Raw genomic sequence first — 19342 nt, forward strand, 5'->3', positions numbered from 1 at the left:
CGCCGGGTGACGGGCACCTACCGCGTCACGAGCATCCCGGCAGGCTTCACGCGCTCTGGCCGATCAGCGCCAGGGAATTTGCTCCCGCAAGTGCGGGCGGCTGGCCGGCCGCTTGCGTCAGCTTGAACTGCCGCACCACGTCGCTCAGGCTGACCGCCTGTTCCTGCAGCGATTCGGCGGCCGCGGCGGCCTGCTCGACCAAAGCGGCATTCTGCTGCGTGACCTGATCCATTTGCGTGATGGCCTGGTTGACCTGCTCGATACCCTGGCTTTGCTCCACGCTGGCCGAAGTAATCTCGCGCATGATCTGCGTCACGTGAGCAATACTGCTCACCACTTCATCCATGGTTGCTCCAGCCACAGTGACCTGCTGCGATCCGGTGCTGACTTTATCGACCGAGTCGCTGATGAGCGCCTTGATATCGCTTGCCGCCACTGCAGAACGCTGCGCCAGCGTGCGCACTTCGCTCGCCACCACCGCGAAGCCACGCCCCTGTTCGCCAGCGCGCGCCGCTTCGACTGCCGCGTTCAAGGCCAGGATATTGGTCTGGAAGGCGATGCCGTCAATCACGCTGATAATGTCGACGATCCTCGCCGACGAAGCGTTGATCGACTCCATGGTTGCAACCACTTTTGCCACCGCATCGCCACCGCGTACGGCGATGCCTGAAGCCGACAGCGCAAGCTCGTTGGCCTGGCGGGCATTGTCTGCGGTCTGTCTGACGGTGCTCGTCAGCTGCTCCATCGACGCTGCCGTTTCCTCCAGCGAACTGGCCTGCTCTTCGGTACGCGACGACAGGTCCAGGTTACCCGTTGCAATCTGCGCCGAAGCAGTGGCGATGGCCTCGGTGCTGCCGCGCACCTGGCTGACCAGTTGCCCCAGATTGCCGTTCATGTCGCTCAGCGCCAGCATCAGCTGCCCGGTTTCACACGCAGACTTTGCCGCAATAGCCTGCGTCAGGTCGCCGCGGGCCACCGCGCGCGCCAGCGTCACCGCCTGCTGCAACGGCGCCGAGACGACGCGCGCGATGCCGGCCGCAAGGGCAACGCCGATACCGATATTGAGGGCCAGCAGCACGACGGTGGTGAGGCGGGCGTTGTCATAGGTGACGGCGGCAGCGTCGCTGGCAGCGGCGCCGCCGTCGATACTGAGCTTGACCAGCTTGTTGACGGTGGTGAAAATGCCGGCCAGCGCCTTGGCCGATGGCCCGATCAGCAAGGCGCGCGCCTCGGCCTTCTGATGCTGGCGAGACAAGGCCATCACCTTGGCATGCTCCGCCATAAACGTGGCCCAGTCGCGGTCGTAGTCGGCGGCCAGGGCGCGTTCTTCGGCGCTGGTGGCCAGCTTGCCGAGCGCGGCGCGGTCGGCGTTGGTGAGCGCCGCGATCTCGTCCATGCGCTTTTCGTAGCTGGCCATATCCTTGTCTTCGGTTCCCAGCAGGTGGGCAAGCTCCCAGCGGCGCATCTCTGCCAGGTCGGTGCGCAGGCTCATGGCCATTTGCACGCTGGGCATCCAGTCCTTCGCCAGGTCATGGCTGGCCTGGTTGACGCGGCCCAGCGCATGAATGGAACTGATACCCATCGCCAGCGTCAGCAGAAGAACCAGGCCGAACGCGACGAACAGCTTGGTGGCGATTTTCAGATTATAGAACCAGCGCATGCCCTGTCCCCTTTAGTTTTTGTTATATATATGCAGGCGACCCGGCGGGCTGTATCCTGCGCCACCGCGCCGCCTCAGTTGATGCCCCGGTCAGAAGGCGTGCCTCAAACCGACCGCTTCGCTGCCTGCGGAACTGGCGCCGCTGCGTTTGTCACGCGAATAGATCGCATAGACATCGGTGCGCTTGGACAGCCGGTAGCCGTAGCCGAAGGACGAAGTCGTGCGGTGCGTATCGGCCGCGCCCGGCGTTTCAATGCGCGAGCGGGCGGTCTCGGCCAGCAGCGATCCGGCTGCCGAGACGGGAACGGAAACGCCAAGGTCGCCGGTACGCGTGGAGCGGCCGCGATCAATGCTGGTCCGGCTGCCATTGGCATACAGCCTGAACAGGCCGAAATCGTAGCTGGCGCCGCCCAGCAGGGCATTTTGCTCGGCTGCCAGTGGCGTCAGCACATTGACCCTCAGCCGCTGTGCCGACAGCGAGGCCACGAACGCGCCACTGGTATAGCTGCCGTGCAGGCCAAGATTGGCCACCCCGGGACGGCCGGCCACTTCGCCCAGTCCGTACTGCGCCGTACCGCGAAAGCCGTTGACGGTTGGCGTCGTGTACTGGACGACGTTGTTCCAGACCGTGTCGCCCAGCACATTGCTGCCATAGCTGGCGACAAAGGTCTGCAGCACCAGCGGTGAAAACACGACCGAAGAACCGAAGGGGCTCAGTTGGGTCATCGCGAGATAGGCCGGATTGGTCTGGCGGCCCAGCGTCAGGCGGCCCCAGCTTCCTTCCAGGCCCACCCACGCATTGCGGGAGAACAGCGGATCGGCCGCACTGCGGCCCTGTTCGCCCGTATCGGGACGAAAAAAGCTTTCGAGCGCATAGATCACCTTGAGGTCGCCCCCCAGGTCCTCCTTGCCGCGAAAGCCGATAAACGAGGTGGTCAGGCCACCGCCATTGATTTGCTGTACAGCCGCCGCGTCGCCGCTGCGCTGCATTTTTCCGGCATACGCGCCAACGAGGCCATACACCTCGACCGATGACTGGGCACGGGCGTCGATGGCGACAGCGCCGGCAAGGGCTGCAACGGCCATCATGGGAAAACAGATTCTGGACATGATATCTCCTTTATTTTGGTGCGTTATCGCGTTGCGTTCCCGGGCCAGGCCCGGGAGCTTGTTGACGCAAACAATGTGTCTCTGCAGTATCGAAATGGCTGCAGGTCAGGGAGATATCTCTTCGAGTGAGCGATTGCTCGTTTCGATCATGCGCCAGCTTCCGACCAGGCCGACGATGGTAACGCCGGCGAACACCAGGAACACCATGGCAATGCCCTGTTTGTCCAGCACCAGGCCAACCATTGCCGGTGCCGCCGCCGACGCTGCGCGCAGCCACGACGTCGCCAGACCGGTGCCGATGGCACGCATCCGGGTCGGATAGATTTCCGAGGTGTACAGGTAGAGCATGACGGTGGTCGTGCCCATCACCGCATAGGCGCCCGAGGCCAGTATCATCACATTGGTGGCGCTATCGGTACCGACCACAACCAGCGTGACGAGCAAGATGCCGGCGACACAGAAACTGCCGATGGCCCAGCGGCGCCGGCCGACGCGGTCAATAACCAGTGCGCAGCAGATGACGGCGCAGGTACTGAGCACATTGGACATCGAGGCCATGCGCAGCGCTTCCTGCAGCGGCAGGTGATACACCGTTTTATACAGGCTGGGCAGCCAGTTGTTGATGCCGTTGGCAATAAAATAGGCGCTGGCCCACAGCACCCAGACGATCAGCGTGCGGGGCCGATACAGTGGTGAAAACAGCTCTTTCCAGGAGCTCTTGCGCTGCTTCTGGAGGTTGCTGGTAATCGTGGCGACACGCTGCTCGATGGCGCTGCTGTCGGCCGGGTCGATATGGCGCCCCGGCGACTTCGCTTCAACGCTGGCGACGATTTTTTCCGCCTCGTCGTAGCGGCCACGCGCGATCAGCCAGCGTGGCGATTCGGGCAGGCGGCAGACAAACCAAGTGATGACCAGCCCCGGCAAACCGCCAACCAGGAACATGCACTCCCAGCCGTAACGTGGCACCACAAAAGCGCCGATCTGCGCCGCGCCCAGAAGACCGATCGGAAAGATCATTTCATACAGCATGAAAAAGCGCCCGCGTCCGTGGGTCTGGGACAGTTCGTTGATATACGTGGCCGCCACCGGCACTTCGCCGCCAACGCCGACGCCCTGGATAAAGCGCGCCAGAAACAGCATATGCAGGCTGCCCGTGAATGCACAGACGATGCTCATTACCGACATGAGTCCGATGGTAATGCCCGCACTGGGCACGCGGCCTATCCGTTCGGCCAGCCAGCCGAAGAACAGCGCGCCGACTACCTGCCCGAGATAACCGGCGGCGATCAGCAGTCCCACCTGGCCCGGCGTGATATGCCACAGGCCGATCAGCACCGGCAGCACAAAGGCCAGCGACAGAGCGTCGAAGGCATCGAAAAAGGTGGCGGTGCCCATGACGATGCGCGCCTTGGTGTGCCAGCGGCACATGTGCACATTTTCAAGCCGGAACAGCAGGCCGGCGGCGCGGGTACCGGATACGCCCGATGGTGTAGCAGCCAGATCTTTTTGCTGAGATCCGGCCGGGTATGATGCAATGCTCATATTGTCTCCATTATTGGTGTTGTTCCGCCGTCTGCGCGGCGGTTTTTTATTTTTGGGTAAAGATGGCCAGCGTGCCGTCGATCTCCTCCTGTTCGATGCCGCGCGTGATGAACACCAGGCGCGTGCGCTGGTCTTCGCTGGGCCACGCATCGAGCGTGCGCGGTGGGTGGAACACATGCTGCACGCCATGGATCACTACCGGCCGGTCCGGATGCTCGCGCACCTGGACCAGTCCCTTGATGCGCAGGAGGTCCGGTCCGCGCATGGCGGTGACCAGTGCCAGCCAGGATTCAAAAGCCTGGCGCGAAATCGCCTCGTCGAGCACTATCGCATAGGAGCGGATACCGTCGTCGTGATGATGCGCATGCGCCTGGCCGTGCCGGTGCTCATGCTCATGCTCATGAGCGGAGTCGTGGTCGTGTTGGTGCCTGGCTTGATGGCCGGCGTCATGGCCGCGATCATGCTCCGGCGCACCGCCGCCGAACAGCAGTTGCGGCGTGATCTCGCCATGGCGCACCACGCTCACCGGCGCGCCGTGGTTAAGCCGCTGCAGGCGCTGCAGCAGCGTCTGCAGCGCTGCTTCGCTCACCAGGTCGTCCTTGGTCAGCACCAGACGATCAGCCAGCGCCACCTGATTGACGGCGGCGGCGTGCTGATCCAGTGTGGAGCCGGCGTTGACCGCGTCGACCGTGGTGATGAGGCGGTCGAAATGAAAGTGCTCGCGCAGCGTTTCGTCCGACATCAGCGTGTGAAGGATGGGCGCCGGGTCGGCCAGGCCGGTAGTTTCCACCAGCACCCGGTTCACGCCCAGCGCACCGCCATCGACGCGCAGACGGTTCAATGCCGCCAGCAGGTCGCCGCGCACCGTGCAGCACACGCAGCCGTTGGCAAGCAGCACCAGTTCTTCGCGGGTCTGTTCCAGCAGTTCATGGTCCAGCCCCACCGCGCCATATTCATTGATGATCACGGCAGTACGCGCAAAGGCCGGGTCGCGCAGTATGTGCGAGAGCAAGGTGGTCTTGCCGCTGCCGAGAAAACCGGTCAGCACAGTCACCGGCAGCGTCGCTGCTGCAGGGTGGTTTGCCTGGTTCATATCGTTTCCTTTTTTTAGCCGTGCAGTTTGGCAAACGAACGCAAGGTCTTGCCCAGCCGCGACAGGATGAAATCGGCGACGCCCGGGTCTGCGGCTGCGACGGTCGGCGCCGCGATCAGTGCGGCCAGCAGCGTGTCGAGATGCCAGACGCCGGCCGCTTCGTCAAAGCCATGGCAGCGCAGAAAGGCGACGATATCGGCGCGCTGGCCGCGCTCGGCCTGCGCCAGCAGGTAATCGGCGATGTCCTGCTCGAAGTCCTGCAGGCGCAAAGTGACGCCGCCAATGCCGCAAGCGCAGCCCGTCGCCAGGGCGACGTGCTGACTCGACAGGCGCTGCCAGATATCGAGCAGCTCCTGCGCATCGCTGGCCGCTGAGACAGTGTGGGCCGGCGCCATGGCCTCAGCGCTCCACGGCCTGGCTGCTGCGCAGGCGGCCGGTGGCGTCGACGTCCACCTGCCCCTGATCAGTCAGTGCAACGCGGTAGGCGTCTGCTGCCTGCGCAGCGCTGACGTAGCCTTCACGCACATCGTGCGCCACCAGTTCGGGATCGCGCTCGGCCGGTGAGCCGAAGCCGCCACCGCCGCCCGAACGCATCTTGTAGGCATCGCCGCGCGCCAGCCGGACGTTGAATATTTTGGCGTTCGGCAGCTCCTCGTCCCACACGCCATTGCGGCGGATGCCGATGCCGTTGCCTGCAGCGTCGTGACCGCCATCGAGTCCCCATGGCTTGCAGTGGACGCGGTCGATGCGGGTGGTAACAGCAAATGGCGAGAGCGCCTGCACCACCATTTCGGCGCCCAGGCCGCCGCGCTGGCGTCCCGGACCGGCACTGTCCTCGCGCAGACGATAGCTCTCGACGAGCACCGGATACTTCGCTTCGAGCTGCTCGGTCGGGCTGTTGTGGGTGTCGCCATCGTTGATGCAGACCGTGGCCGAGACACCGTCCTCGCGCGACTTGGCGCCCCAGCCGCCACCGAGCGGCCCGATGCCGACGATAAACAGGCGTCCGTCCTCCGGCGAGATGCCGTGGATGTTGGGGAAGACCAGGTCGGCGTGGTGGCCGGCAATGGAACGGTCGGGGATGGCCGGTGCCAGCGCCTTGAAGATGGTGTCGATCACCGTCATCGGGAAGGTCATCCAGACGCGCATCGGGAATGGCCGTTCGGCACTGATCACGGTGCCCATCGGCATGATGACCTTGAGCGGACGGAAGCTGCCGTCGTTGACCGGATAATCGGTCGGCGTAGTGAGGCATTTGTAGGCCACCTGGGCACAGGCAATGCCGGTGGTGAAGCCGGAATTGTAGAAGCCACGCACCTGCTTGGCGACGTCGCTGAAGTCGATCGTCATTTCATCGCCGCTGACGATGACCTTGACGCGGATCGGAATGCGCTTGCCCACTTCGAGACCATCGTCGTCCATGAAGGATTCGGCTTCGTACACGCCGTCCGGAATGGTCAGCGTGTTGGCGCGCGCCAGTGCTTCGGAGTGATCCATGATCTGCGCGACCGCGCCCTGCACCGCCGGCCAGCTGTAGCGCTGCACCAGTTCCAGGAAGCGGCGCTCGCCGGTGGTGATGGCGGTGATCTGCGCGCGCAGGTCGCCCATGGCGCGTTCGGACAGGCGCACGTTCATGGCGATGATGTCGACCAGGTCCTGGTTGACGACGCCGCGCTTGCGGTATTTGACGATCGGGATCTGGATCCCTTCCGAATAGATGTCGGTGGTGATCTGGCCCAGCGTGCCGCCCACGTCGAGCCAGTGCGCCATGCAGCAGGTAAAGCCGATCAGGCGCTCTTCGTGATACACCGGCATGGTGAACGTGAAGTGGTTCAGGTGGCTGCCGGTGGTGTAGGCATCGTTGGTGACGAGGATGTCGCCCGGCTCGATATTGTCCAGGCCGAAGTGGCGGATCTTGGCCTTGACCGTTTCGCTCATGCCGCGGATAAACATTGGCAGGCCCAGTCCGATCGAAATCGAATCACCCTCGACGGTAAACAGGCCGACTGTGAAGTCGAGCGCTTCGTAGATGATCAGGTTGTAAGCGGTGCGGGTCAGATTGGACTTCATTTCCTCCGTCACGGCGATCAGGCCGTTGCGGATGATTTCGACGGTAACGGCGTCAACCGTTTGTGTGGCCTTCATTACAGTTCGCTCCCGATGGAAATTTGCAGGTTGCCGCAGGTATCGACCAGCACGGAGTCACCCGGCTGTACGACGGTGGTCGAGGCGTGTTCCTCGATCAGCGCCGGGCCGTCGATCCGGTTGCCGCTGCGCAGCAGGTGGCGCTTGTAGACGCTGGCGTCGACAAAACCCTGCGCCGAGCGGAAATACACCGGCTTCTTGGCGCGCAGCGCTTCGGACGGCGGCGTGGCGCTGCCCTCTTCGACCGCGTGGCGCGGCGGCTTGCGCATCACGCCCAGCACCGTCACGCGCAGGCTGACCAGGTCGGCCGGCTCGGCCGGCGCCGAGGTGCCGTAACGTACTGCATGAACGGCGTCGAAACGCTGCTTGATGGCGCTGCGGTCCTGCTGCTCGAAGTATTCAGTCTCGAGATCAACCGCCACTGCATGCTCCTGGCCCACATAGCGCATGTCGGCGGCACGCTCGATGACGATGGACTCGGGCGTGACGGCGGACTGTGCCAGCGCAGCGCGGCCTTCGTTTTCCATCTCGGCGTAGATCGCCTCGATGTCTTCGAACGACACCTCGTCAAGCTTGCGGAACACCGAACGCACATAGTCGTAGCGCAGGTCGGAAAACAGCATGCCGTATGCCGAGAAATAACCGGGCGCATATGGAATAAGCACCTTGCGGATACCCAGTTCGCGGGCGATGGCCGACGCATGCAGCGGGCCGGCGCCGCCGTAGACCACCATCGTGAAGCGGCCGGCATCGAGACCGCGTTCGGTCGTCACTGCCTTGACTGCGTGCGACATCGAGGTAACGGCGATGCGCAGAATGCCATCGGCAGCCTTGATCGGATCGAGGTCGAGCGGCTTGCCGATACGCTCGGCCATGGCGCTGTGCGCGGCCTGTTTGTCGAGCAGCATTTCGCCACCGAGGAAGTTGTTTTCGTCCAGACGGCCCAGCAGCAGGTTGGCGTCGGTGACGGTCGGCTCAAGACCGCCGCGGCCATAGCATGCCGGTCCCGGATTGGAGCCGGCGCTTTGTGGGCCCACCCGCAGCGCCTTGCCACCCTCCAGGCGGGCGATACTGCCGCCGCCCGTACCGACCTCGAAAATGTCGATCATCGGAATCTGGATTGGCAGCGCCTTTTCATAGCCGCCGATCAGGGCGCTGCTGCTGGTGAGCGGCTTGCCCTCGCTGATCACGCCAGCCTTGGCGGTGGTGCCGCCCATGTCGAAGGCGATGGCGTCGCCCAGGCCAAGCTGGGCGCAGATGGCCTGCGCACCGATTACGCCGGCAGCAGGACCCGATTCGAGCATGCGTACGCATTCGCGGCGTGCATGCTCTAGCGGGAACAGGCCACCGGTCGACTGCACGGCGTAAAAGTCGCCCGGAAAGCCCTGCTCGGTCAGGTGGGTTTCCAGTTCGCCCAGATAGGCCGACACCCTCGGGCCCACATAGGCATTGGCCGCCACGGTTGAAACGCGCTCGAATTCGCGGTACTCCTGCGACAGTTCGTGCGAAGCGGTGACAAACACACCCGGCAATTCTTCACGCACGATTTCACGCACGCGGATTTCATGGGCCGCGTTGCGATACGAGTGCAGCAGCAAAATGGCCACGGCGTCGACGCCTTCAGCCTTCAGCTCACGCGCCAGTTCGCGCACGCGTGCTTCGTCGAGCGGCACATGGACGCTGCCGTCGGCCAGCAGGCGCTCGGGCACTTCGTAGCGCAGCGAGCGGCGGATCAGCGGATCATGCTTGGAGAAAAACAGATTGTAGGCGTCGGGGCGGTTGACGCGGCCGATCTCGTAAATGTCGCGGAAACCCTGGGTAATCAGCAGCGCGGTTTTGGCGCCATTGCGCTCGAGCAGCGTATTGATGGCGATGGTCGAGCCGTGCAGGAACAGGCCGCCGTTCTCGACATGCGCGCCGGCGTTGTCAAGCGTGTTCTGGATGCCGTCGACCAGTTGGCCGTGGGTGGACAGCGCCTTGCCAAAGGACAGTTCGCCGGTTTTTTCGTTCAGGATTGCCAGGTCGGTAAAGGTACCGCCGATATCGACTGCGATGCGCAGATGGCCGGCGCTGCGTTTGCCTGGATTGCTTGGGCTAGTCATGCAAAATTCTCCGTTTGGTTGATTCAGATGACGTGCACCGTATTGCGCAAATGGCCGATACCGCTGATTTCCACTTCGACCACGTCGCCTGCTTTCATGTAGGCAGGTGGATCGCGCCGGTCGCCAACACCGCCTGGCGTGCCGGTGGCGATGATGTCGCCGGGGTAGAGGGTGGTAAAGCTCGACAGGTAGGCGATGATGACGGGCAGCGTAAAGATCAGATCGGAGATCGGCGCCTGCTGGACGATCTCGCCGTTCAGGCGCGTGGTCAGCTGTGACTGGGTAATGTCGGCGATCTCGTCGGCCGTGACGAGGGCCGGGCCGAAAACGCCGGTGCCGGCAAAATTCTTGCCCGGGGTCCACTGGTGGGTATGGCGCTGCCAGTCGCGCACCGTGCCGTCGTTGAAGCAGGCGTAGCCGGCGATATGGTCGAACGCATCGGCTTCGGCAATATCGTTACCGGTTTTGCCGATCACGACCGCCAGCTCGCCTTCATAGTCGAACATGGCCGATTTGGCGCCGGGAAAGCGCATCGGCGCACCGTCAGCGGTCAGCGAATCGGCAAAGCGCACGAAGATGGCCGGGTGCGCTGCATCGGGCCGCTTGGTTTCAGCCACATGGGACTTGTAATTGAGGCCGACGCAAAAGATCTTGCGCGGATTGCCCACCGGTGGCAGCAGCTCCACGTCGGACAGCGCCAGCGTGGCAGCTTTGCCTGCCACGCTGGCGGACAGTTCCGGCAAGGCCTGCGCGTCGAGCACGGCGCGGATATCGGGATAGCGCGCCAGCATGCTGGCATCGGCTTCGATAATCTGCGAACCGGACAGGACGCCGTAAGTGGCGACGCCATTGTATTTGTATGCGACCAGTTTCATTGCATGTCTCCTTTTGTCATCAGTAAGCTGGTTTGACCAGTGTTAAAGATGAGTGTAGGACATGCTACGATATGCGAGAAGTCATCAATCCGGCATTTCAGATATGCCATATTTTGCATAACGGAGAGCGCAGTGGACTACACAGCATGGAAACTGTTTATCGACGTGAGCGAGCTGGGAAGCCTGACCAAGGCGGCCGCCGTTCATGGCACCACGCAGCCGCACATCAGCCGTCAGATCGGCGAGCTGGAACGCGCATGCGGTGGCCGATTGTTCCAGCGCACCGGGCGTGGCGTTGTGCTGACCGAACTGGGGCGGCGCATTGCGCCGCGCATCCGTAGCTGGATCACGCAGACCGAACAGCTGGCCAACGATATCAGCGCCACCGCAGGCACGCCGGTGGGCGCGGTGCGCATCGGCATCCTGCCATCGACGGCTCATCCGCTGGCCAGCACGCTGTACCATCAGTTGAAACAGCGCCATCCGCTGATCCAGCTGATCGTGCGCGAAGGCCAGGGCGCCCAGCTTGAAACCTGGCTCGACAACGGCGATGTCGATCTGGCGGTGCTATACCGGCATAGCGCCACACCGAACCATGGCGACATCTATCTGGCACAGGTACCGACTTTTCTGGTGGGGCCGCCGGGCGACGCGCTTACGCGTGCCGAGACGGTCAGCTTCGACGCTCTGCACCGTTTGCCGCTGGTGCTGTTTTGCCGCCCGAACTCGTGGCGCGACCGGCTCGACCAGGTCGCCGCCGAGCGCGGCATCACGCTCGATGTAGCGGCAGAAGCCGATTCGCTGGCGCTGCAAACGCGCATCGTCAGCGATGGCGGGATTTATGCGCTGCTTGGACCCTATGCGATTTCCGGCGCGAACACAGAGTTGCGCCTGCAGGCTTCACGCGTGATCAAACCCGAACTGTCACGCCATATCGCACTGGCCATGTCGCGCCATGGCCAGCTGACACTGGCCTGCCGCGCCGTCATGAAGTTCATTGAGGAAGACGCACTGGGAATGTGACAATTGATTTAGCTTGCACGGCCGCTCGTGGCCGGTGTCGGTGGCAACGAAGTGCATGATGGTGCCGATAGAGAGCCACAGGAACACCAAGCTGATGCCAGCCAGCCTGCCCCTGCCTCTCCCCAATTTGTGCCCGTTTGAAAAAAACATCGGGCAGCCTTTGAAATAGCGTCGTCTTTACTGCCTGGTCTCCACTTGCTCCAGGGCCGCTTTCAGCGCCATGAAATCAACCGGCTTGGTCAGGTGCAGGTCGAAGCCCGCTTCGCTCGAGCGCAGGCGATCCTGTTCGCTGCCCCAGCCCGTCAGCGCCACCAGCGTGACGCTGGCAAAACCGTCCGTTGCGCGCAGCGCCTGCGCCACCGCATAGCCGTCCATGTCGGGCAGGCCGATATCGAGCAGCAAGATCTGCGGCTGGAACTGCGCGGCGCGCGCCAGCGCCGTAGCGCCGTCATAGGCCAGCATCACTTCGTAGCCGGTCAGTTCGAGTAGCTGGGCCAGCGTTTCGGCCGCATCGACGTTGTCATCGACCAGCAGCACCCGGCGCGGTGCGCCAGGCGCGCTGGCTGCCGCATTGGCTGTGATATTGGCTGCCTCAGTGGACGGTGTCGGCTGCGCCAGCGCAGCTGCCCCGATGGCCGGCGTATAAGGCAGGCAGATGCTGAAGCAGCTGCCCAGGCCCAGCCCTTCGCTGGCCGCCAGTATCTGGCCGCCATGCAGTTGCACCAGGCGCTGCGCCAGGCTCAGGCCGACGCCGAGTCCCCCTTGCGACATGCCCTCGCTGCCCGCCACCTGCGCGTACAGATCGAACACCCCGGTTACCGCCTCGGGTGCCAGGCCGACGCCATTGTCGGCCACCTCGATCACCAGCTGCGCCGGCTCGATGCGCGCCGACAGCACGATGCGGCCCTGGTGCGGCGTGTATTTGGCGGCGTTGTTGAGCAGGTTGCTGAGCACCTGGGCGATGCGGTGGCGGTCCACCTGCAGCGCAATCGGCTGCTCGGGCAGCCTGATACTGAGCTGATGGCCGGCCGCCTGCACCAGCGGCATCGATATCTCCACTGCCTGCCTGACGATGGCGTCGAGCAGCACCACGTCAAGGCGCAGCGCGAGCTTGCCGCTGGTCAGGCGCGCCATGTCGAGCAGGTCGTCGACCAGATGCACCATATGGCCAACCTGGCGCTCGAGCATGCCGCGCACATCGTCTTGCACCGGCGCCGGCACGCCGGCGCGCAGCAGTTCCAGGCCGCTGCGGATCGGCGCCAGCGGGTTGCGCAGCTCGTGCGCCAGCGTGACCAGAAACTCGCTTTGCAGGCGGTTTTTCTCGCCCAGTTCATTGGCCAGCGTCTGGCTGCGCTCCTGCAGCATTTTCAGATCATGCACATCGACCACGGTGCCGACATAGCCAAGCGGCTCGCCGTCATCGCCGAAGCGCGGCACGCCCACGTCGATCGCCCAGCGGTACTGGCCGTTGCGCCCGCGCAGCCGATAGTCGATGGAAAACGGCCGGTGCGCAGCATTGGCACTCAGGAACTGCTCGCGCGTGTGCGGCAGGTCGTGGATATGCACGTTTTCCAGCCAGCCAAAGCCGATATCCTGTTCCGGCGTGCGGCCCGTATAGTCGAACCAGCGCTTGCTGAGATAGGTACAGTAGCCATCGCGATCGGTGGTCCACAGCATGACGGAAGAGGCATCGATCAGGCGGCGGAAATAGGTTTCCTGCTTGAGCGCCTCATGGCGCTGCACGCGCCGCTCCTGCGCCAGTTCGACCTGGCGCTGCACGCGTGCCTGCAGCTCGCTGGCCGCAAACGGCTTGACCAGGTAATCGTCGGCGCCGGCGCGCAGGCCCTCGATCTTGGCCTCTTCGCCGGCGCGCGCCGACAGCAGCATGACCGGCAGGTAGCGCAGCGCTTCGGTGGCGCGCACCCGTGCTATCAGGCCGAAGCCGTCGAGCTTGGGCATCATCACGTCGCTGACCAGCAGGTCGGGCCGATCGCGCTGCAGCAGCGCGAACGCCTCCTCGCCATCGGCGCAGGCGGTGACATCGGCATACACGCTCAGCAGCGACTTGATATAGGCGCGCATATCGTTGTTATCGTCTACCACCAGGATGCGCGGGCGCTGCAGCGGCGCCGCATCGGCCGTAGGCAGCATGTCGGGCATCGCGCGCGGCGCGGCGTCGGCGCTACCGACGCCATCGGCCGCATCGGGCAGCCAGCGCAGCGCTTCCTCGACAAAGGAGGCACCGTGCTGCTGCGAACCGGCGTCGTCGAAGTTGCCGCTGAGACGATCCTGCGGCAGATGCGCACTGCCAAACGGCAGGTCGACGTCAAAGCGCGTACCCTCACCCTCGACGCTATGGACGGCAATCGCGCCACCATGCAGGCGCACCAGTTCCTGGATCAGCGCCAGGCCGATGCCGGTCCCCTCATACGTGCGGCCCGGCGCGCCTTCGATGCGGTGGAAGCGCTCGAACATGCGCGGCAGCTCATGGGCCGGGATGCCGCCGCCGGTGTCGATCACCGACAGGCGCGCCATGCCCTCGTGGCGCCGCAGCGCCACCGTCACCTGGCCTTGCAGCGTGAACTTGAACGCGTTCGACAGCAGGTTGAAGACGATTTTTTCCCACATGTCGCGGTCGATATGAACCGGTTCGCCCAAGTCGTGCAAGTCGAGTACATACGCCAGGCCGCCCCTCTCCATGGCCGATTCGAACACGCTGGCCAGGTCGGCCGTGACCTGCAGCAGATCGCTGGCCACATAATTGGCCACCACGCGGCCGGCCTCGATGCGCGAAAAGTCCAGCAGCGAATTGACCAGTTTTAACAGACGCAGCGAATTGCGGTGCGTCACTTCGATGCGCTTGCGCTGCACCGCATCGAGCGGGTTCGCCGTGTCGCCCAGCGCCTCGTCGAGCGGGCCCAGGATGAGGGTCAGCGGCGTACGGAACTCGTGCGACACATTGGAAAAGAAAGCGGTCTTGGCGCGGTCGATTTCAGCCAGTTCCTCGGCGCGCCGCTGCTCGCGCTCATACGCCATCACATTGCCCACCGCCGTATTGACGGCGCCGGCCAGCAGCGCATAGAAGTTCCGGTAGTCGTCATCGAGCGCGCGGCAGGCGCTCACGCCGGCCACCAGATAACCGAACAGCGCCTCCTGCCCCGGCAGCGCCACCGGCAGCACCACTGCGCTGTCGGGCAACTGCTCATAAGGGCCGCATGCGGCCAGCTCCAGCCGCGCGGCCAGGCCTGCCACCTGCTGCATCGTTCCGGCCCGTGAAACCGCAGCAAACGGCCAGACGGCGTCGTCGACGCCCGTTGCCAAAGGCGCCATCGCACTGCCGACCGGAATGCCGGCGTGGCCGCACAGCGTTACGCCGTCGCCGTCCGCATCGATCTGGTAGAACAGCAGGAAAGGCACATCGAGCGCCATGCTGTCGTACTGGCTGGCCATCTGCACGCCCACCTCGGCCACCGTGCGCGCCGTGCCGATAGCCGCGCTCAGGTCGCGCAGGCCCTGCGTGCGCCGCGCATTGAGCACCTGCCCGGTCGACTCGGTAATCGGATGGAACACGCCGCCAACCTTGCCCGATTCGTCGCGGATGGACGAAAACGAAAAGGTCATGAAGGCTTCTTCCAGATAGCCGTAGCGGTCGAGGAACATGCGCTGGTCGCGGATATACGCGCCCTCGCCTTGATGCGCGCGGTCGAACGCGTCGCCCACCACCGGCAAGGCCGTGGCCCAGCACACCTTGAACGGTTCGCCCATCGACTCCGGATGCTTGGCGCCGCAGATGGGACGGTAGGCGTCGTTATAGATCTGCACGTCCTGCGGTCCCCACGCCACCAGAATCGGAAAGGTCGACGACAGGCACAGACTGACCGACGTGCGCAGGCTTTGCGGCCAGCTCTCGAGCGGCCCCAGCGAAGTTGTCGACCAGTCCATGGAGCGGATCAGGGCGCCCATTTCACCGCCGCCGGCAAGCCAGCTTAAGTCGTGATTAACGGGGGGAACAGCAGCGTGGATAAGGGACATAATGACAGGCTTTCGCCAGGAGAGGTGAGTGTGGCAGTTGCGCACAGCGCCCCATTATATGACGGACGTACCAGCAAGCCGTGCTTGCTCATCAGAATGTTGCTTCTACACCGTGCGCAGGCGCACTTCAGAGCTACATCTGCAACGGCACATGGTGAACAATGAAGCCGCCGACACCGGATCGGCTGGCGTCTACACCGGATATTGCGATATTTAGAAAAATTCGGAATACCGTCCCCAATAAATACACAAAAATTACACCTAAAAATAAATTTTTAAGTAGTTTTTGTGTGAAATTAGCAGAATGAACAGCGCGAGCCTGATCAAGCAATTACGCTCCGCTGGCAGGGAACACGTTTCTACCCGCGGCAGCCATCACAAGTACCGGCATCCTGAAACGGGGAAATCGGTGATCGTTCCGCCCCCGAAAAAGGACCTGCCAACAGGTACGGTCAATTCGATCCTGAAACAAGCCGACCTGAAATGAGATCAAAAATGTTATATCCACTCTACGTATGGAAGAACACAGACAGCGCTTATGGCGCTTCTTTCCCCGATCTGCCTGGCGTCAATACTGCCGCCGACAATCTGCAAGATTTGAACAACGCTGCGCAGGAAGCCGTTGAGCTGATGCTTGAAGGCGAAGCCAATATTCCCGTCCCTTCCGCCATAGGGCAATGGACAAGCGCGCGGCCGCATGCGGCGTAGTTGGTGCGGCCAGTGATCTCAATCAGCCCACGGCCGCGATAACGGCTGCCGTCGCCGGCCTGCGCATTGCCCAAGTCGAACGCCAACTGGTTGCAGTCTAGGCGCGCTCGAGGTGGCCAGGCTGCCGAGAAATTGCGCTCGTAGCGCAGCTGTGCCGACGTCGCCCCCCACAGCTCGCGCACGTAGAGCAGCTGACCGGATTCGTGGCCAATCTGCGACAGGAACGCGGCTTGGCGCACCGGCGTTGGTGTAAGCGTTGACCGGAAGTTTTTTAGCCGTACACGTTATGGCCAATATCAACCAGGCTCACATACGCGGTGGTGTGGCCTGAGCCGTTACCCCACGATGCGCCAGTGTTGATGGTGATGACGATATCGTTACCGACTATTGCGGCCGTCACGCTGGCGATAAATGCAGCATTGGAGGCCGCCACAACACGAATAGTTGCACCGTTTCCGGCGCCGGCCTTGCCGACGATGACTTGACCAATAAAACTGTGTGATGGGTCGGGTGCCTGGGGGTATTGCGCATACGTGACCGATAAATCAAACGATTTCATATCAAAATATGCACCACCCAGGCCGCCATCCAACGCGTTGGCGAACGTCACAGATGCTGATGATGAGCCACCAATGCCTATCGTGCGGCGCCGGGCACCGGGGTTGCGCATCGATGGCACACCGCCAATCGTATCGCCCTGCACACTCAGGGAGCCAGCTACCTGCACGACATTGCGTGATTTCCCGGGATTGAGTTCAGTACCCTGGACATCAATGACGCCGCCATTCTGATGGAAGTTGCAGGTATTGCCGAAGATGCTGCCACCGCGCACGATGATGTTGCCTGCGGCGTTATAGATGGCCGCCGAGCCCGCTGATTTATCGTGCCCGTAGAACGTGCAGCCATCCGCAAAAATATTGGCGCCATTGTTTGACAGGCCGTCACCATTGTTGGTGTTGACGCTGAAATCGGTCAGGTAAATAAGCGAATTGCCTGGTGTAAGCGTGGAAAACTGCATGCCGTTGGCATAATTGTCCTCAATTTTTCCGCCCCTGAAATGGATATTCGTGCAACCATCTCCGATTTGAACACCGCCCCCATCACACGCGTGGACATACAAATTCTCGATCTGTGAATCGGAGACGCCAGAGGCAAAGTTCAATCCGAAACCATGACAGGAGGCAATGGTGACGTTGCGCCACATCTGCACCAGGACGTTTTGCATGCGAATACCGTCCTTCACAGTCCCCTGCACCAACACATCAGTCAGCCGGCAGACACGTTCGGTCAGCACGGCAGGATTCATGGAGATGCCGTTCTCGGCCATCTTATTGGCGTCGATGATAATGTTCCGGATGCCAAAACCGTGGGCGCTATAGAGCGCGTCGTCAAACTGAATCATGCCGCCAGTGATGGCGGTGCCAGCGATGATGCGCCCCTTTGGCCCGTCTTTTGCGTTGACAGGGTAGGCGTAGTAAGGCATGCCCGCGTAATAGCCTGGCGTAACGCGGCCGTCGAATATGACGCCACCTGACAGCACGATCGCGCGGTCGGTGCGAAATACGCCAGGCGTATCCACGCCATATATTCCGTGCTCAACGGCCTCATTCACAGCGCGTTGAATCAGATCGCCGTTATCGTTGTTGCCGTATCGATCGGCGCCGTTATAGTCGAGTAAGGAGATGCGCTCGGACAACTTTTCCCGCGTGGTCCGCTTGGCGGGAATTGAACTCGAAGGCGATGCATAGCCAACCAAAGTGGTACCGGTCGCCGCTGCAAGATCGCCACGTAGAGAATCTACAATTGACTGTGAGCTCTCAATGTTATCGACGTCATAAATCGTATTGCCGGCAGCGTCTTTCAGTATTACGCGGTAGGTGCCGGCGCCATACATAAGCAGCTCCCCCCTGGCGTTGACGATCGTCGGATTGGTGTTGGCGATGGTCAACGCAGCATCCTGATACGTTGTTTTCGGCGTCAACGTGCCGGCAGCATAGGTAAAAAACTGTCCACCAACCATCGGATTCCGGTTTGCCTCCTGAAATAGCTGCTTGGGCTGGGATAGTAGGCTTGCTGCCATGTTGGGTTCTGACGAGTTGGTGGAAATGATCCCGGCCATCGTTGGCGCCGTTGCGCCGGCGGCCAGGGCCGCGGCAAGCATGTTGCGGCGCGCTTTGTTTGCTGGACCTGAATCGCTCATTACAACCTCCGTCATGAATTGAACGCCGATTGTAATGGCTGGTGGAAATGGGCGCTGCTACGGAGTTTGTGGAATTTGAATTGGCGTGAGAAGGCGGTTGCCGGCCTGGGTGCCGAGTGCGCCGGCTGCCTGTTCGAGAGCAACAGCGCGGCGACCTGCCGCCAGGCTGGCGAGATTGCAGTGAGCCTGGGCCTACCGGACTGCGAAGCGCGCGCACCAGGTGGCCAGGCCTATATCTACGTGCAGGACAAGAGCGACCCGAGCCAGGTCGACCTGATCAAAGAATTGAAATCAACTGAAAGCGAAATATGAGCGATATGAACGAAGTGACCAAATTCATGCGCATGCCGGCGGTGATCGAGGCCACCGGCAAGGCACGCCAGACCATCTACGACAACATGAAGGCGGGCACGTTTCCGAAGGCCGTACGAATCGGTCCAAGGTCGATTGCGTGGGACGCTGACGAAATCGCCGCATGGCAGAAAAAGGTGCGCGACGAGCGTGGAAAAGCCGATTAAGTACGCCAATGTACGGCGAAAGCCCAGATTATTTAAGGCACGGCTAAGGCACGAACCCTCCAGACAAGAAAAAGGCCAATCCGAAGATTGGCCTAAGTCCTTGATTTCTTTGGTCGGGGCGAGAGGATTCGAACCTCCGACCCCGTGCACCCCATGTGACTCTCTACCGATCCGCATTAATCCGTTGAAGGCCAAAACCCCCGCGCATTCCTCATAAATATCAATGACTTGGCGAATTATTTGTTCGCACTACTCCGCTGCTGTACACTTCAATCCGACGAATATTTCTTACCAACTTCTTACCAGCTTATCTAAAGCGTCCGCTGGTGAGAAA

At 62.3% G+C, this 19342-nt stretch carries 15 protein-coding genes; 5 read left to right on the top strand and 10 right to left on the bottom strand.

Annotation, left to right across the window (positions count from 1 at the left end; all coding sequences use genetic code 11):
• Window positions 1-46 precede the first annotated feature (46 nt).
• The 8 genes from GCM43_RS13445 to GCM43_RS13480 form a co-directional block, all read right to left on the bottom strand.
• Window positions 47-1660, bottom strand: coding sequence for a methyl-accepting chemotaxis protein (locus tag GCM43_RS13445; RefSeq protein WP_152245041.1), 1614 nt, complete (start codon window positions 1658-1660; stop codon window positions 47-49).
• A gap of 90 nt (window positions 1661-1750) precedes the next feature.
• Complete coding sequence (locus tag GCM43_RS13450; RefSeq protein ID WP_152245043.1) at window positions 1751-2770, bottom strand: porin; 1020 nt, start codon at window positions 2768-2770, stop codon at window positions 1751-1753.
• 105 nt (window positions 2771-2875) lie between these two features.
• Window positions 2876-4312, bottom strand: coding sequence for an MFS transporter (locus GCM43_RS13455; RefSeq protein WP_152245045.1), 1437 nt, complete (start codon window positions 4310-4312; stop codon window positions 2876-2878).
• A 46-nt stretch (window positions 4313-4358) separates the two neighbouring features.
• Window positions 4359-5405, bottom strand: a complete 1047-nt coding sequence (locus GCM43_RS13460; protein ID WP_152245047.1) for a CobW family GTP-binding protein — start codon at window positions 5403-5405, stop codon at window positions 4359-4361.
• 14 nt (window positions 5406-5419) lie between these two features.
• Window positions 5420-5800, bottom strand: coding sequence for a hypothetical protein (locus GCM43_RS13465; RefSeq protein ID WP_152245049.1), 381 nt, complete (start codon window positions 5798-5800; stop codon window positions 5420-5422).
• 4 nt (window positions 5801-5804) lie between these two features.
• A complete protein-coding gene (locus GCM43_RS13470) occupies window positions 5805-7550 on the bottom strand; it encodes a hydantoinase B/oxoprolinase family protein (protein WP_152245051.1) in 1746 nt (581 codons plus the stop codon).
• Window positions 7550-9652, bottom strand: coding sequence for a hydantoinase/oxoprolinase family protein (locus GCM43_RS13475; RefSeq protein ID WP_152245053.1), 2103 nt, complete (start codon window positions 9650-9652; stop codon window positions 7550-7552). The genes GCM43_RS13470 and GCM43_RS13475 overlap by 1 nt, the downstream gene beginning before the upstream one ends.
• A 23-nt stretch (window positions 9653-9675) precedes the next feature.
• Window positions 9676-10527, bottom strand: a complete 852-nt coding sequence (locus tag GCM43_RS13480; protein ID WP_152245055.1) for a fumarylacetoacetate hydrolase family protein — start codon at window positions 10525-10527, stop codon at window positions 9676-9678.
• Window positions 10528-10659: 132 nt separating this feature from the next.
• Between GCM43_RS13480 and GCM43_RS13485 the strand changes: the two genes are divergently transcribed.
• The gene (locus GCM43_RS13485) at window positions 10660-11550 is read left to right on the top strand and encodes a LysR family transcriptional regulator (RefSeq protein WP_152245057.1); all 891 of its coding nucleotides are present in this window, start codon (window positions 10660-10662) and stop codon (window positions 11548-11550) included.
• A gap of 177 nt (window positions 11551-11727) precedes the next feature.
• On the opposite strand, the gene GCM43_RS13490 is transcribed toward GCM43_RS13485, so the two are convergent.
• Entirely contained in the window at window positions 11728-15513 is a 3786-nt protein-coding gene (locus GCM43_RS13490; protein WP_226929477.1) for an ATP-binding protein, read from the bottom strand.
• A 373-nt stretch (window positions 15514-15886) separates the two neighbouring features.
• Between GCM43_RS13490 and GCM43_RS13495 the strand changes: the two genes are divergently transcribed.
• Together GCM43_RS13495 and GCM43_RS13500 are read left to right on the top strand one after the other, a co-directional pair.
• The gene (locus tag GCM43_RS13495; protein WP_152245061.1) at window positions 15887-16069 is read left to right on the top strand and encodes a type II toxin-antitoxin system HicA family toxin; all 183 of its coding nucleotides are present in this window, start codon (window positions 15887-15889) and stop codon (window positions 16067-16069) included.
• Entirely contained in the window at window positions 16066-16290 is a 225-nt protein-coding gene (locus GCM43_RS13500; RefSeq protein WP_226929478.1) for a type II toxin-antitoxin system HicB family antitoxin, read from the top strand. The genes GCM43_RS13495 and GCM43_RS13500 overlap by 4 nt, the downstream gene beginning before the upstream one ends.
• A gap of 271 nt (window positions 16291-16561) precedes the next feature.
• On the opposite strand, the gene GCM43_RS13510 is transcribed toward GCM43_RS13500, so the two are convergent.
• Window positions 16562-18490 (bottom strand): right-handed parallel beta-helix repeat-containing protein, encoded by a 1929-nt coding sequence (locus GCM43_RS13510; protein WP_193315615.1) that lies wholly within the window; start codon window positions 18488-18490, stop codon window positions 16562-16564.
• A gap of 75 nt (window positions 18491-18565) precedes the next feature.
• Here GCM43_RS13510 and GCM43_RS13515 point away from each other — a divergent pair, with 75 nt between their 5' ends.
• Both GCM43_RS13515 and GCM43_RS13520 read left to right on the top strand, forming a co-directional pair.
• The gene (locus GCM43_RS13515; RefSeq protein WP_152245065.1) at window positions 18566-18802 is read left to right on the top strand and encodes a hypothetical protein; all 237 of its coding nucleotides are present in this window, start codon (window positions 18566-18568) and stop codon (window positions 18800-18802) included.
• Window positions 18799-19008: a helix-turn-helix transcriptional regulator gene (locus GCM43_RS13520; protein WP_152245067.1), complete on the top strand. Its 210-nt coding sequence runs from the start codon at window positions 18799-18801 to the stop codon at window positions 19006-19008. Before GCM43_RS13515 ends, GCM43_RS13520 begins: the two co-directional genes overlap by 4 nt.
• The last annotated feature ends 334 nt before the right edge of the window (window positions 19009-19342 follow it).

Origin of the sequence: Janthinobacterium aquaticum, from assembly GCF_009208565.1 — a bacterium.
Taxonomy (GTDB): domain Bacteria; phylum Pseudomonadota; class Gammaproteobacteria; order Burkholderiales; family Burkholderiaceae_D; genus Janthinobacterium.

Bases quoted from the DNA above. Each gene is read 5' to 3' on its own strand.
- GCM43_RS13490 (WP_226929477.1), bottom strand. From the start codon at position 15,513: ATGGGCGCCCTGATCCGCTCCATGGACTGGTCGACAACTTCGCTGGGG.
- GCM43_RS13520 (WP_152245067.1), top strand. From the start codon at position 18,799: ATGAGCGATATGAACGAAGTGACCAAATTCATGCGCATGCCGGCGGTG.
- GCM43_RS13470 (WP_152245051.1), bottom strand. From the start codon at position 7,550: ATGAAGGCCACACAAACGGTTGACGCCGTTACCGTCGAAATCATCCGC.
- GCM43_RS13450 (WP_152245043.1), bottom strand. From the start codon at position 2,770: ATGTCCAGAATCTGTTTTCCCATGATGGCCGTTGCAGCCCTTGCCGGC.
- GCM43_RS13455 (WP_152245045.1), bottom strand. From the start codon at position 4,312: ATGAGCATTGCATCATACCCGGCCGGATCTCAGCAAAAAGATCTGGCT.
- GCM43_RS13445 (WP_152245041.1), bottom strand. From the start codon at position 1,660: ATGCGCTGGTTCTATAATCTGAAAATCGCCACCAAGCTGTTCGTCGCG.
- GCM43_RS13480 (WP_152245055.1), bottom strand. From the start codon at position 10,527: ATGAAACTGGTCGCATACAAATACAATGGCGTCGCCACTTACGGCGTC.
- GCM43_RS13465 (WP_152245049.1), bottom strand. From the start codon at position 5,800: ATGGCGCCGGCCCACACTGTCTCAGCGGCCAGCGATGCGCAGGAGCTG.
- GCM43_RS13475 (WP_152245053.1), bottom strand. From the start codon at position 9,652: ATGACTAGCCCAAGCAATCCAGGCAAACGCAGCGCCGGCCATCTGCGC.
- GCM43_RS13500 (WP_226929478.1), top strand. From the start codon at position 16,066: ATGAGATCAAAAATGTTATATCCACTCTACGTATGGAAGAACACAGAC.
- GCM43_RS13460 (WP_152245047.1), bottom strand. From the start codon at position 5,405: ATGAACCAGGCAAACCACCCTGCAGCAGCGACGCTGCCGGTGACTGTG.
- GCM43_RS13510 (WP_193315615.1), bottom strand. From the start codon at position 18,490: ATGAGCGATTCAGGTCCAGCAAACAAAGCGCGCCGCAACATGCTTGCC.
- GCM43_RS13495 (WP_152245061.1), top strand. From the start codon at position 15,887: ATGAACAGCGCGAGCCTGATCAAGCAATTACGCTCCGCTGGCAGGGAA.